Source organism: Pseudoxanthomonas sp. PXM01, assembly GCF_014851815.1.
GTDB lineage: Bacteria > Pseudomonadota > Gammaproteobacteria > Xanthomonadales > Xanthomonadaceae > Pseudoxanthomonas_A.
Window position 1 is genome coordinate 906,356 of record NZ_JACVAJ010000002.1, and the last position, 13,971, is coordinate 920,326.

Annotated in this window: 14 protein-coding genes; 12 read left to right on the forward strand and 2 right to left on the reverse strand. The window is 67.5% G+C overall.

The window, feature by feature from the left end; translation table 11 throughout:
* Nucleotides 1-45 precede the first annotated feature (45 nt).
* The 9 genes from IB230_RS13635 (at nt 46) to IB230_RS13675 (ending at nt 8,693) form a co-directional block, all read left to right on the forward strand.
* Entirely contained in the window at nt 46-2,508 is a 2,463-nt protein-coding gene (locus tag IB230_RS13635; RefSeq protein ID WP_192273089.1) for a DUF1631 domain-containing protein, read from the forward strand.
* Complete coding sequence (locus IB230_RS13640) at nt 2,505-2,852, forward strand: PilZ domain-containing protein (protein ID WP_192273091.1); 348 nt, start codon at nt 2,505-2,507, stop codon at nt 2,850-2,852. The genes IB230_RS13635 and IB230_RS13640 overlap by 4 nt, the downstream gene beginning before the upstream one ends.
* Nucleotides 2,853-2,931: 79 nt before the next feature.
* Nucleotides 2,932-4,272 (forward strand): Xaa-Pro dipeptidase, encoded by a 1,341-nt coding sequence (gene pepQ, locus IB230_RS13645; RefSeq protein ID WP_192273093.1) that lies wholly within the window; start codon nt 2,932-2,934, stop codon nt 4,270-4,272.
* 187 nt (nt 4,273-4,459) lie between these two features.
* A complete protein-coding gene (locus IB230_RS13650) occupies nt 4,460-6,628 on the forward strand; it encodes a M48 family metallopeptidase (protein ID WP_192273095.1) in 2,169 nt (722 codons plus the stop codon).
* A gap of 52 nt (nt 6,629-6,680) precedes the next feature.
* Complete coding sequence (locus tag IB230_RS13655) at nt 6,681-7,013, forward strand: hypothetical protein (RefSeq protein ID WP_343227322.1); 333 nt, start codon at nt 6,681-6,683, stop codon at nt 7,011-7,013.
* Entirely contained in the window at nt 7,010-7,441 is a 432-nt protein-coding gene (locus IB230_RS13660; RefSeq protein WP_192273097.1) for an MAPEG family protein, read from the forward strand. Before IB230_RS13655 ends, IB230_RS13660 begins: the two co-directional genes overlap by 4 nt.
* A complete protein-coding gene (locus tag IB230_RS13665) occupies nt 7,435-7,797 on the forward strand; it encodes a hypothetical protein (protein WP_192273099.1) in 363 nt (120 codons plus the stop codon). The genes IB230_RS13660 and IB230_RS13665 overlap by 7 nt, the downstream gene beginning before the upstream one ends.
* A 55-nt stretch (nt 7,798-7,852) precedes the next feature.
* Nucleotides 7,853-8,248, forward strand: a complete 396-nt coding sequence (locus tag IB230_RS13670; RefSeq protein WP_192273101.1) for a YciI family protein — start codon at nt 7,853-7,855, stop codon at nt 8,246-8,248.
* A 7-nt stretch (nt 8,249-8,255) separates the two neighbouring features.
* The gene (locus IB230_RS13675; RefSeq protein WP_192273103.1) at nt 8,256-8,693 is read left to right on the forward strand and encodes a GFA family protein; all 438 of its coding nucleotides are present in this window, start codon (nt 8,256-8,258) and stop codon (nt 8,691-8,693) included.
* A gap of 431 nt (nt 8,694-9,124) precedes the next feature.
* Here the strand turns inward: IB230_RS13675 and IB230_RS13680 are convergent, their stop codons facing one another.
* Together IB230_RS13680 and IB230_RS13685 are read right to left on the reverse strand one after the other, a co-directional pair.
* Complete coding sequence (locus IB230_RS13680) at nt 9,125-10,447, reverse strand: aminopeptidase P N-terminal domain-containing protein (RefSeq protein WP_192273105.1); 1,323 nt, start codon at nt 10,445-10,447, stop codon at nt 9,125-9,127.
* Nucleotides 10,447-10,989, reverse strand: coding sequence for a UPF0149 family protein (locus IB230_RS13685; RefSeq protein ID WP_192273107.1), 543 nt, complete (start codon nt 10,987-10,989; stop codon nt 10,447-10,449). The genes IB230_RS13680 and IB230_RS13685 overlap by 1 nt, the downstream gene beginning before the upstream one ends.
* Before the next feature lie 200 nt (nt 10,990-11,189).
* On the opposite strand from IB230_RS13685, the gene IB230_RS13690 reads away from it, so the two are divergent.
* Genes IB230_RS13690 through IB230_RS13700 form a run of 3 tightly spaced genes read left to right on the forward strand, consistent with a single transcriptional unit; the run spans nt 11,190 to nt 13,953 of the window.
* On the forward strand, nt 11,190-13,385 hold the full coding sequence (locus tag IB230_RS13690; RefSeq protein ID WP_192273109.1) for an EAL domain-containing protein: 2,196 nt from the start codon (nt 11,190-11,192) through the stop codon (nt 13,383-13,385).
* 53 nt (nt 13,386-13,438) lie between these two features.
* Entirely contained in the window at nt 13,439-13,660 is a 222-nt protein-coding gene (locus tag IB230_RS13695; protein ID WP_192273111.1) for a TIGR02449 family protein, read from the forward strand.
* On the forward strand, nt 13,657-13,953 hold the full coding sequence (locus IB230_RS13700; RefSeq protein ID WP_192273113.1) for a cell division protein ZapA: 297 nt from the start codon (nt 13,657-13,659) through the stop codon (nt 13,951-13,953). Before IB230_RS13695 ends, IB230_RS13700 begins: the two co-directional genes overlap by 4 nt.
* Nucleotides 13,954-13,971 lie beyond the last annotated feature (18 nt).

A 13,971-nucleotide genomic window follows, 5' to 3' on the forward strand; every position in this document is an offset into this window, starting at 1 on the left:
GCGGGGTGTGATAATGATGGGGCAAGAGGGGAGCCTGCCGTACCGATGACCGCGACACGACCGCCAACGTCCGCTGCCGCGCCGACCACGATCGCTTCGTCGGCGTTGCCGCCGCGCGTGCGGCGCGTGCTGCAGAGCCTGTTCGACCACATCGCCACCGATTTCGTCGCCGCGTTGAACGGCATGCTGGTGGAGTTCGAACAGCAACTGTTCAAGCAGGCCGAACAGGCCCGCAGCAACCACGCGCAGACGCAGGTCTTCGTGGACCTGCGCACGCTGCAGAAGAACCGGCTGGAACTGGTCCCGCAGTACATGTTCGCGCTGGAAGCGGAGCTGGCCGCGATCCGCAGTGCGCGGTCCAGCGGCGAACAGCCAGAGGTGCGGCTGGACTACCAGACGCTCACGCTGGTCGAGGACGCAGCGATGGACCAGGAGATCGTGCTGCGCGAAGTCGCGCGCCGGCACGAGCAGCGCGGCAACGCGCAGATCCTGATGCTGGGCCAGCGGTTCGGCGTCCTTGCCTGCAAACCGGCGTACGAGGCCGAGGCACTGCCGCTGGGACCCAACCGCCTCAGTCACCTGCTGAAAGATGCGGCCGCGTGCCTTGAACTGTCCATCGACGCGCAGCTGCTGCTGTACCGCAGCTTCGACCACAAGGTGATGTTGAATTACACCGAGTGGGCGAACACGGTGAACCAGTTCCTCGCCCGCGAAGGCATCCTGCCGGGTCTGGCCTACATGCCGCGGCGCGTGCGCAATCTCGAGGTCGTGCGCCCGCCGCGCGACGAAGCGGGTCCGGGACCGCGCCCGATGACCGGCTGGCAAAGCCAGGCCGGCGCGCACTGGGCGACGCTGACCCCCGAGCAGTTGCAGGCGGTCGCGGGTGCCTTGACCGGCACGCCGGCGGGCACCGGCCCGACCGCGGCGGGCGCCCCCGCCGCCACGCCGGAAACCGGAACGACCGCAGCGGCCGCGACACAGGACGCGGCCGGCTCGTTCGAGGTCCTGCAGAAACTGCTGTCCATCCGGCGCGGCGGCCTGCAGGCCGATGCGCTCGCCCGGGCGGGCGAGATCGACTCGATTGCCGCGGATACCGGGACGGGCTCCCGCGATGGCGCTGCCGCGGGCACGCCCGCGGGCGCGGCGGGCGACCACGCCGGTGGCGCTGGTCCGCAAGCCGGCGGCCACGCCCGTCGTCTGTTGCCCACGCCCGATGTCCTCTCCACACTGCAGGCCCTGCAGGCGGCACCGCTACCCGTGCGCACGCCGGATCAGCCACGCCGCACCGTCGCCGACCTGCAACAGCTCATGCTGTCCGAGGTGCGCGCCAAACACGGCCCGGGCGCGGCGCTGGCCAGCGCGGATTCGGACACGTTCGAACTGCTCGACCTGCTGTACAACGAGATCGAGCGCGAAGTGCAGCACGATGCGCCGGCCGCCGACATGCTGGTGCGGTTGCAGGTGCCGGTCGTGCAGGCCGCGTTGCGCGACCGCAACTTCTTCCTGCGTGCGCAGCATCCGGCGCGCGACCTGCTCAACACGGTCGCCGAATCCGGCGCGACCTGGCTGGGCGATGACGATGTGGATCCGCATCTCGTCCAGCGCCTGCACAAGGCGGTCGAAACCGTCGTCGAGACCTACGAGGGCGACGAGGCCGTCTTCGAGGACGCCAACCGCGACGTGCAGCAACACCTGCAGGCGGCGGCGCGCAAGGCCGAACTGGCCGAACGCCGGCAGATCGAGGCCGCGCGCGGCAAGGACCGGCTGGAGATCGCCAAACAGAAGGCCGCCGATACCATCGAATCGGCGATGGCCGAGGCCAAGCCGCAGAAATTCGTGCAGGCGCTGCTCAGCCAGGCGTGGGCCGACGTGCTCACGCTTACCCAGCTGCGCAACGGCGAGTCGTCCACCGAATGGGCCGACCAGCTGCAGACCACGCTGGAAATCATCGCCGCCACGACCTCCTCGCAGTCCGCCAGCCCGGAGCTGGCCGGCAAGATCGAGAAGTCGCTGGTGCAGGTGGGCTACCACGAGGACGAAGCCGCCGCGATCTCGCGCCGCCTGTCCAGCGCCGAGGAAGACGAGACCACCTCGCGCACCGAGCTGACCGCACGCCTGAAGGCGCGCGCGCGCCTCGGTGGCCAGGGTGAGGTCAAGAAGAAGATCGCCCAACCTCGGACACCGCAGGAGCAGGAGTGCTACGACTACCTGCGCGGACTGCCGTTCGGCACGTGGTTCGAGTTCACCCGCAACCAGCAGGGCGACGTGCAACGCCAGCGCCTGTCGTGGTTCAGTCCGGTCACCGGCAATGCGCTGTTCGTCAACCAGCGCGGCCAGCGCGTGGGCGAGCATTCGCTGGACACGCTGGCGCACCTGATGGCCAAGGGCCAGGCGCAGGTCGTCACCGAGGACCGCGGTCGCCTGATCGACCGCGCCTGGAACGCCACCCTCAACGCGCTGCGCAGCCTGACCGGCCGCAGCGGCGAACCCGCAGGAGACGCCGCATGATGCGCGAGTTCCGCCGCGCCCGCCGGCGCGCCGTGCCCAAGCCGGTCCCGGTGTTCGACCTGATGACCGAACAGGTCATCGGCCGACTGGGCAATCTCTCCGAGTCGGGCATGCTGCTGGTCGCGACCGAACCGGTGGTGGATGACGCGCTGTACCAGTTGCGCTTCCATCTGCAGGACGCGCGCGGCCAGGACCTGCCGATCGACGTCGGCGCACACCTGGTCTGGTCCGCGGCAGCGAACACGCCCGGACAGGCCTTCGCCGGCCTGCGTTTCCTGACCATCGACCGCGAGCCGCTGGAACGCCTGCGCAACTGGGTGAACGCCGGCCCCGAGGCCGAATAACGCGCAAGGCGCCAGGCTGCGCAACGCCCGCCCGTGACGATTGCGGCAAAATGGCGGTTCTCCCGCACGAGCCGCCGCCATGAACGCACCTGCCTCCTTCGATACCGACCTCGTCCCGCTGTACGCCGACCACCTGGCGACGATGAAGCGGCGTGCGGACGAAGCGCTCGCACGCGGCGGCTTCGACCATCTGGTCGTCCCCAGCGGCACGCAGCACTGGCAGGTCTTCGACGACCGCGACTACCCGTACGCGGTGAACCCGCAGTTCAAGGCCTGGCTGCCGCTCACGCGCCTGCCCTACAGCTGGCTGGTGTACACGCCCGGACAGCGGCCGAAGGTGATCTTCTACCAGCCGTTCGACTACTGGCATGTCGTGCCGGATGCCCCCAGCGGCTGGTGGGTGGACCACGTCGATGTCCACATCATCCGCCAGCCCGACGAAGCCGCCGCCCTGCTGCCGCCTGCCGCGCGCAGCGCGATCCTCGGCGAACCGCAGAGCGCGCTGGGCGACTACACACCGAACAATCCCGAACCGGTGATCCAGTACCTGGAGTACCAGCGCTCGTACAAGACGCCGTATGAAATCGCCCTGATGCGGCAGGCGCAGCGCCTGGCCGTGCGCGGCCACCGCGCCGCCGAAGCCGCGTTCCGCGCGGGCCACAGCGAGTTCGGCATCCACATGGCCTACTGCACCGCGGTCGGCCAGGACGCCAACGAGCTGCCCTACGGCAACATCATCGGCCTCAACGAGCACGCGGCGATCCTGCACTACATGGAACTGCAGCGCGTCGCGCCCGATCCGCTGCGCAGCTTCCTGATCGATGCCGGCGCCAGCTTCCATGGCTACGCCAGCGACATCACCCGCACCTACGCCTACGACACCGGCAGCGAGTTCCAGGCACTGATCGACGCGGTCGACGCCGCACAGCAGCGCATGTGCGCCGGCGTGCGCGCCAACGTGGACTACAAGCAGCTGCACGTGGACGCGCACCACACCCTGATGGGCATCCTGAAGGACTTCGGCGTGATCACGGTGTCGCCGGAAGCGGCGGTCGCCACCGGCGTCAGCGCGGCGTTCTTCCCGCACGGCCTGGGCCATCCGATCGGCCTGCAGGTGCACGACGTGGCCGGCTTCGCCGCCAGCGACCGCGGCGGCCGCATCGAGCGCCCCGCCGGCCATCCCTACCTGCGCATGACCCGCGTGCTGGAGCCGGGCATGGTCGTCACCATCGAACCCGGCCTGTACTTCATCGACATGCTGCTGGACGAAGTGAAGAAGAACGGCCACGCCGCCAGCATCGACTGGGCGCGCGTCGATGCGTTCCGCCCGTACGGCGGCATCCGCATCGAAGACGAAGTGCTGTGCACCGACGGCGATGCCGACAACCTGACGCGGCCGGCGTTCGCGGAAGCCGGATGACCGCAGTCCGAGTGATCGACCAGCACGTGGCGTCGCAACGCAGATCCATCGACTGCTCGCGCTGATGGACTGATATGCTCCGGCGGTGCCGCCTGCAGGAGCGGCAGGGGTGTCCGGAGCGCGGGGAGCGCACACCGGACATGGCGTATCCGTCCTGCCGTTCTCACTTGCCATGGAAGTCGAGTCGATGCCGCCTGCTGCGTCCGCGTCAACCGTTGCCGCCTCTTCATCGCCAGACGACTCGCCGGCCCATCTCCTGCAGGCGCTGCCCCCTGGCTCGATTCCGAACCCCGCCATCAAGCCGCTGTACACCGTCGCGCTGTGGCTGGTCGCGCTGCTCTCGTGCCTGATGCCCGTACTGTATCTGGGGCTGGTGATCGGCCTGGCATCGCTGGGCTATCACTACTACGCCGACTGGGCACCCCGCGGGCACTTCAACCTGCTGGTGCTGCTGGCCTGGATCACGCCGGGATTCACGATCGGCGTGATGATCCTGTTCCTGCTCAAACCCCTGTTCGCGCCCCGCACGCCGGAGCCCGACGCCGTGGTGCTGTCGCCGCAGGACGACGCGCAGTTCACCGCTGCGGTCCATGCGCTCAGTCGCGCCATCGGCATCCGGCCACCGAGCGAGATCCGTCTCAGCCACCAGGCAAATGCCTGGGTGCAGTTCAGTCCTGGGTTCGCAGGGCTGCTGGGCGGGCAGAAGACGCTGACCATCGGCCTGCCACTGGTTGCCGGCATGAGCGCACGCCAGCTGGTCGGCGTACTGGCCCATGAGTTCGGGCACTTCGCACAACGTGGCGGCATGCGCGCCGCCGAACTCATCCACGGGGTCAACCGCTGGCTCGAATCGCGCGCCTACCATCCCGATGCGTGGGACGACCGCCTGCGCCGCTGGACCGAAGACGAAGGCAATGGTGGTTGGGTACAGCTGATCTGCGCCTTCACCCTGTGGTGCCTGTGGTTGACGCGCCTGCTGATGCGCGGCCTGTTCCACCTCAGCTTCCGCATGAGCCAGCGGCTCTCGCAGGAAATGGAGTTCGATGCCGACCGCTACGAGGCCCTCTTGGCGGGCAGCGACGGATTTGCCGACACTGCACTGCGGCTGCGTGCCCTCGCACGGTCGCTGCATGAGGTCGATCATCTCAACCGCAAGGTGTGGCGGGAGGGCAAGCTGGTTGGCGACCTGCCTGCGGCGGTGAGCCTGCGACTGGCGCAGTGGGGCGAAGAAGAGTGGCGCGCTGTCACGCTGCAGCTCGATGCTGACGACGAGACGCGCTACTGGGATTCGCATCCCGCCGACCAAGCGCGCATCGCAAGCGCGCAGGCGCTCTCAGCAGCGGGGCTGTTCCGCGACGAGCGCCCAGCCGCTGCGCTTTTCGCCGACTTCCCAGCGTTGAGTCGACGCGTGACGGAGCACTTCTACCTGGCCATGGGACTGGAGTTCGATCCGCGCAACCTCGTGGACGGTGCGCAACTGCTCGGCGTTGACCGTCTCCCGGAGGCACTGGCGCAATCGTGGGATCGCTACACCAACGGCATGATCGGCAACGTGCCGCTGCTGGATCCATCGGCGGGAACGCACCTGCCGGTGTCTGCCTTCGACTGGCAAGGCTGTGTGGATGAGCTGCGTCGACGGGGACCGGACGCCAGCGGCCTCTGGCAGCGCCTCGACAGGCGACGCGAGAAGGCCGCCTACTTGGCACTGTGGGTCGCGCTGATCGACCTGCAGGTCGACTTCGCCATGCCGGACGGATCGCCACCCGACGGGGCCCGGCTGCGGGAAGAGCACGCTGCCTGCCAATCGGGCGACACGCAGGACTGCACGCTGGCTTCGCGCATCCTGGCGGTGTTCGCGCGCCGCTTGCAACACGCGGCCGCGTCGCTCGATGGCCCGTCGCGGGATGACGCCAAGGCACGCCTAGGGCTACTGCAACACCTGCATGACGCATGGCCGCGCCTGCAACGCGTGCTCGACGAGGGACAAGTCTGCCTGCGGCTGCATGGCGGCATGCGGGCAGACGACCCGGTGCTGCGTCACCATGTCGGTCGACTCGCCGACCGCTATCGCGAACAGCTCGGGACGCTCCTTACCACTCTGGACGCCATCACACTTCCAGACGGCGAACCGGTGGGCCAACATCTCCGGCGGCGCTGCGGCCGGCTTTCCAGCGCTGGCAGCGACAACCTCCAGTTCATCCATGTCACCTCGCCGCTGGAAGATGCGTTCCTGCATATCTACCGGCTGCAGCTTGCCGAACTGGTGGAGATCGCCCAATCGGCGGAACAGCGGCACGGCATACGCCCGATCCGGCTTCTTGCACCGCGCCCGCGGACGAACGCGGCACTCGCATGAGGGATGACGCGGCGCCACACTGCCGCCACGGATCAGGCATGGGACTGCACGCATGATGTTCATGATCGGCCAGGGCGAACGCGTGGTACCGGTGGGCGAACCCGAGCCGCAGCATTGCCCGCGCTGCGACCAGGAGCGCGACTTCCAGCCGCAGCTCGCCTACAAGTACGGCGAGTTCGACCTGCTGTTCGGGTTCGTCTACGGCAGGCGCTATCAATTGGCTTGTCCGGAATGCAACCACGGCTGGCGGCTGGATCGACGGGAGGCCGAGCGACGCTACGGCAAGCCAGCGATCCCGTTCCGCCTGCGCTACGGCTTCGTCCTCCTGCTCGGCCTATTCGCGGCGCTCGGTGCGGCTTACGTGGCGAACGGGCCGCTGCCATGACGTCCCCCATCGCGCCCCTGGATACCGCCCTGCTGTTGCCGATGACGGCGCATGTCGCGCTCGCGGCGTTGCTCTACGTGCTACTGACCATCGCGCGTGCGCCCGCCATCTGGGGCATCGGCCGTCGCGCGGACGGCAGCAACCCGTGGGCGACGGTAGAACCGCGCATCAGCGCCAACCTGTCCAACCAGTTCGAGTGGCCGCTGTTCTTCCACGTCGCTTGCATGCTGCTGATGGTGCTAGGCACCGGCACGACGGCCATGGTGCTGGCCTGGGTCTTCGTCGGTGGCCGCGTATTGCACAGTGGCATCCAGGTATTCACGACGAACGTGCGCCTGCGTGGCTTGGTGTTCACCGTGAACTTCCTCGCCGTGCTTGGTCTGTGGAGCCTGCTGTTGCAGGTCGCGCTTGAGCACGCGTCATGGTGACGATCCGACAACACGGCGATGATCAAGCGCTGTTCGATATGGCTCGCTTCCTGGCGGATATCGACAGGTTTTTCAGTGTCGACAGCTGGGATATCAAAGTCCTCTGGTGTACTGGCGAGAACGCACTGGAGATCGAAGAGCGCAGCGCCTCTGGTCTGGTTCTGACCGATCACGCTTTCCGCGATCTGTATCGCGGCATCCACCAAACCATCGACGGTGAATTCATCGGGTTATCGAGCGGCCAGAAGGTGATCAAACTCAGCGCCTTCGACTCGACTTTCTGGGAGGTCTCCGGTCCACCCGAGTTCGAAGCGCACATGTTGTCCACATACGGCGCTTGGCGACCCCAGGCCTGATGCTGCCGTCGCAATATCGAGCCCACCCTGACCGTCACCCCGGAGATTCCTCACGATGTCGTCCTCCGACTACCTCCTCATCTCCCGCGGCCGGTGGGAAGAATCCGCCTCGAAAGAGGACGTGCAGGATGCCATCGACCGCTTCTACGTCTGGTACGAGAAGGGTTTGGCCGACGGTGTGCTGAAGCCAGGCAGCCGGTTGGAGAATCGCGGCCGTCAGGTATCACGCAGTGGCATTACGGACGGTCCGTTCGCCGAGGCGAAGGAACTGGTCGGCGGCTACTGGTTCATCGTCGCCGACTCGCTCGATCACGCCGCACAGATCGCCGCGCAGAATCCCTGCCTCGCGTTCGGTCTGACGCTTGAGATCCGTCCACTGGAAGCCGCACGGGCACGCGCGGACGTCGCCACCAACGAAACGCCGGCCACCTGGCGTTCGCAAGAAGGCTGACCTCGCCATGGCGGCGACATCATCGCGACTGCACGGCGGCTGTCACTGCGGCGCGATCACCGTGGACTTCGCCACGTCCCTCGTCCCCGCCGACACGGCACCGCGCGCCTGCGATTGCAGCTTCTGCCGCGCGCATGGCGCCGCGTGGATATCGGACCCTGCGGGACAACTGGTCGTCCACGTGCTTCGTCCGGATGTTCTCCGCCGCTACCGCCAGGGATCGGAAGCCGCACAGTTCCTGCTCTGCAGCGACTGCGGCGTGCTGGTGGCCGTGGTGTTCGAAGAAGGCGAGCAACGCCATGCCGCCGTCAACGCGGGATGCCTGGACGCACGCGACGCCTTTGCGCCGGCCGTCGCCGCGTCACCCCAGGCGCTGGCGCCGGCCGAGAAAGTCGCACGATGGCGTCAACTGTGGATCCACGACGTGCGCGTGGAGATCGCGTAGACCGTCGTTGCGGCATCAGGCGGGTGAGCGAAGCAAAAAGCCAACATCGTCATCCGTCGAAGCCCCACGGCTCCTCGTCGATCCGGCAGGCCGGGGTTCGCAGCTTCACCCGCAACCTGCAAAGACCCGGCAGCGAACCAGAAAGGTGCGGGCGCGGTGCACTGAAGTGAGATGACAAGGAAACTTTCCTCGCATCGCAAGGTATTTCCGTGAGCCGACGAGGAATGGTTGTTTGATTGCGAACCTCCCGGGGTCGGCGACAAGGCCATCCGCCTTGGCATCGCGCCTTTCTGGTTGGAGGTGTCGAAGAAAACATCCTTGCTGCCAAGGACCTGCGGTTCGGCCGCGAGGTGCCATCGGGTGACGACGAACCAACCGGGTGCAGCAGCGTGATCCGGAGGTCCGGAAGCGAGGAAAACTTCCTCGCCGCGTCACTTCGCCATCGCGGCTTCGATCTCGTCTGCGCTGCGCGCCAGCGCGTCGGTCAGCACGACCGGTTCGCCGGCGGTGACCAGCACGTCGTCCTCGGTGCGGATGCCGATGCCGCGCCACTTCGCGTCCACCGTTTCATCGTCGTGCCCGACGTAGAGGCCGGGCTCGATGGTGAACACCATGCCGGCTTCCAGCAGGCGCGATTGGCCATCGATGCGGTAGTCGCCCACGTCGTGCACGTCCAGGCCCAACCAATGACCGGTCTTGTGGCGGTAGAAGCGGCGGTAGGTGCCTTCGGCGAGGTTCTTTTCCAGCTTGCCCTTCAGCAGACCGAGTTTCAGCAGGCCCTCGGTCAGCGTCTCGACCGCGGCCACATGACCGGCTTCGTACGGCACGCCGATGCGCGCGCAGACCAGCGCGGCTTTCTGCGCCTCGCCGACGAGGTCGTGCAGTGCGCGCTGCGCGGGCGTGAAGCGGCCGTTGACCGGGAACGTTCGGGTGATGTCTGCCGCATAACCGCGGTACTCGGCACCGGCGTCGATCAACACCAGTTCGCCATCGCGCGCCTGCGCGGTATTGGCGCGGTAATGCAACACGCAGGCGTTGCGGCCGGCGCCGACGATGCTGTTGTAGGCCGGCCAGGCATCGTTGGCACGGAACACGCGTTCGAGGTCGGCCTGCAGTTCGTATTCGCGGATGCCGGGGCGCGCGGCACGCATCGCGGCACGGTGTGCCTCGACGCTGATGTCGGCGGCGCGCTGCATCAGCTTGATCTCGTCCTTCGACTTGAACAGCCGCAGGTCGTGCAGCAGGTGGCCCAGTTCGAGGAACTCGTGCGGTGGCTGCGCGCCCTGCTTCACGTGCGCCCGCACATGGCGCACCCAGCCGATCAGCTTGAGGTCGAAGTCGGCATCGCGACCGAAGTGGTAGTAGACGCGCGAACGCCCTTCCAGCAGGCCAGGCAGGATCTCGTCGAGATCGTCGATGGGATAGGCATCGTCCATGCCGTAGTCGTTGACCGCGCCGTCCTGGCCGGCGCGCGGACCGTCCCAACCCTCGCGCTCGGGGTCGCGCTCGCGGCAGAACAGGATGGTCTCGCCGTGCTTGCGGCCCGGCACCAGCACCAGCACCGCCTCCGGCTCGGGAAAGCCGCTGAGGTACCAGAAGTCCGAATCCTGCCGGTACGGGTAGTGCGTGTCGTGGCTGCGCACGCGCTCGGCGGCGGCGGGGAGCACTAGGATCGCGTCGTTGCCGGCCAGCCGCATCAGCTGCTTGCGGCGGCGGGCGAACTCCGCCGCGCCGATGCCGGCGACAGCCTTCATCAGTTCAGGCTCCGGCGGTGCCGGGGCCCGAGCACGCAATCGCCATGCAGCAGCAGGACCGCGACGCGGACGAACTCTTCCAGTTCGGCCAAGGCGTCTTCGTCTTCCTCGTCGTCGCTGCTCTCGGCCGAGGCCTGGGCCAGTCGTGCCAGGTCCTGCAACGCCTCCTGTCCTTCCTCGGACAACGGCGGCGAAGCGCCCGCGGCCAGGCCGAACGCGCCGAGGAAGCCCTGACACCAGCCGAACAACGCTTCGGCACGCTCGTCCAGCGGGCGGTCCGCCGTCGGCAACAACAGGTCGAAGGAGAAACTGCGGTCCTCCAACTGGGCGACAGCGCACTGGCGCAGCTGATCGAGCGCACTGCCTGCCGCAGGGGCAGGGAGTTGGTCGTCGGCCAGCGCACGGGCCAGCCAGGTGTCGTCGGCGGTGCCGCCGCCGGCCAGCCAGCCGCACAGCGCACCATGCAGTTCCGAGGCGTCCATGGCCAGGCCCAGCTGGCGGGAAGCGGCCGCCACGTCGGCGATATCGGGAAGGTCGGGCATAGAAGAACGCAATCCGTCAGGAGTTTCGGACAACCTTGCAAGTGTAGCAACGAAAAGCCGTTCCCCTCCTTGTTGTGCATGTGTACGCATGCCTACACTCGCGTATTGCCTCCGCTCCGGGCGCCCGTCCTCCCTCCATGCACGCCTCTTCTGTCGCTGCAATCCTGGCAACGGCGTCCCCGCTGTCGTCCCGGCTGGCCATGGGACTCGCGGGTGTGGTGCTGCTGGGGGTGATCGTGATCGGCACGCGGCGCTGGTGGCAGGCCTGGCTGGAAAGCCGCCAGGCACCGCCCGAACCGCTGCGCAGCGAATCCCTGCGCAACCGCGACGAACGCCTGAAACTGGCGCTCTGGGCCTCCGGCGAACAGTTCTGGGACTACGACCTGGTGCAGCGCCGGCTCTACCGGATGCGCGCGGACGAAACCGCGGTGCAGACCGCCGACATCACCGTACTTACCCGGCAGGGTGAAGTGCCGACCATCCACGAGGAAGACATGCCGCTGGTACAGGAGCGGCTGCGCCTGCACCTGCAGGGCAAGGCGCCGCTCTTCATGTCCGAACACCGCATGGACATGCTCGGCAACGGCACCTGGGTCTGGGTACGCGCCCGCGGCCGCGTGGTCGAGCGCGACGCGGAAGGCCAGCCGATCCGCATCGCCGGCACCGCGCGCGACATCACCGCCAGCCGCAACGCCGAGTACGAGCACCGCATCGCCGGCGAGGTGATGCGCAGCATGAACGAAGCCGTCGCGGTGCTGGACTGGGCACACCAGTTCATCACCATCAACCCGGCCTTCACGCGCATCACCGGCTATGCCGAAGAGGAAATCATCGGCCAGCCGATGACCATGCTGGACAGTGACCAGCACGAGGATGCGTTCTTCGAGCGCATGAACCGCGAACTGCGCCTGACCGGGCGGTGGTCCGGCGAGATCTGGAAAGTGCGCAAGGACGGCGAGGAGATCCTCTGCCGCATCGAGACCAACGTGGTGCCGGATGCCAGCGGCGAACGCCCGTTGTACGTGCAGGTGCTCACCGACATCACCGAGCAGAAGCGCGCCGAGCAGGAACTGCGCTACCTGGCCAACTACGACACCCTGACCAGCCTGCCCAACCGCTCGCTGCTGTCCGAACGCCTCTCGCGCGCCATCGTACGTGCGCGGCGCGAGCATGGGCACGTCGCGGTGCTGTTCATCGATCTGGACCGCTTCAAGGACATCAACGACTCGCTCGGCCATGCCACCGGCGACCGTATCCTGCGCTCGGCCGCCGCACGCGTGCAGCAGACGGTGGGCACGCAGCACACCGTGGCGCGCCTCAGCGGCGACGAATTCACGGTAGTACTGGAGGACATCAACGGCATGCCTGATGCCGAGGATGTGGCCCAGCGCATCATCCAGGCCTTCCGCGCCCCGCTGAACTTCGGCGAGCGGCTGGAACTGGCGGTCTCGCCGTCGATCGGCATCAGCCTGTATCCCGAACACGCGCAGGTGCCGACCGAACTGCTGAAGCACGCCGACACCGCCATGTACCAGGCCAAGGCGATGGGCCGGCACACCTACCAGGTGTATTCGGAGTCGATGGACGAGAAGAACCGCCATCGCGCCATCCTCGCCAGCGCGCTGCGCCGCGCGATCGACCGCAACGAGCTGTCGCTGGTGTTCCAGCCACGCCTGTCGATCTCGCGCCAGCGGATCACCGGCGTGGAAGCGCTCCTGCGCTGGGACAGCAAGGAGTTCGGTTCCGTCTCGCCGGCGCAGTTCATCCCGCTGGCCGAAGAGTCCGGAATGATCCTCGAACTGGGCGCCTGGGCACTGCGCCACGCCTGCATGACCATGCGCGAGTGGCACGACGCCGGCCTGGAAGAACTGAGCGTGGCGGTGAACGTGTCGGCCACCCAGTTGCAGCGCGGCGACCTGCAGAACGTGGTCGCACGCACGCTGCAGGAAACCGGCGTGCCGGCCAACCGGCTGGAGCTGGAACTGACCGAAAGCGTGGTGATGGCGAGTCCCGAGCAGAACGCCGACACCCTGAGGGCGTGCCGGCGATTGGGCATCTCGCTGGCGATCGACGATTTCGGCACCGGCTACTCGTCGCTGGCCTATCTGAAGCGCCTGCCGCTGACCACGCTGAAGATCGACCGCGAGTTCATCAGCGACCTGACCCACGATACCGACGACGAGGCGATCACCAGCACCATCATCACGATGGGCCAGTCGCTGGCGTTGAAGGTGGTGGCCGAAGGCGTCGAGACCTGGGACCAGTACGAGTTCCTGCGCAACCACGGGTGCGACGAGGTGCAGGGCCACTGGGTCTCGCAGGCGCTGGGCGCCGACCAGTGCCTGCGTTTCATCCGCGACTACTACCCCGGTTCGGGCATGCGCGTCGCGTCCTGAATGCCCCCGGCCGCCCTTGACCGGCCGCCAACCACCTGCCTATCGTGGGCACCATGGACACCGCCGACCTCCTCGACCAGCTCCGCGCGCTCAGCACGCGCATCCAGGACCTGGCCGACCGTTGCCAGCGCCTGACGGACGAGAACCGCAGCCTGCGCCAGCAGCAGGAGCAGCTGGTCGGTGAGCGCTCGCAGTTGCTGGCCAAGAACGAGCAGGCGCGTTCACGGGTGGAAGCGATGATCAGCCGCCTCAAGTCGCTGGAGCAGCACACGTGAGTGCCAACGAACCGGTCAGCGTCCACATCCTGGACCGCGAATACACCGTCGGCGTAGCACCCGACGAACGCTCCAGCCTGATGGCCGCCGCCAAACTGCTCGACAGCCGCATGCGTGAAGTGCGCGGCAGCAACCGCATGGCCGCCGTCGATCGCGTCGCCGTACTGGCTGCGCTCAATCTGGCACACGAATTGCAGCAGCTGCGCGATGAGCAGCACGCGCGCAACCGCGAGGTCGAGCGCACGCTGCAGGATCTGCACCGCAAACTCGATGCCGCACTCGGCGCACCGTAACGGCCTTCGCACTTCGCC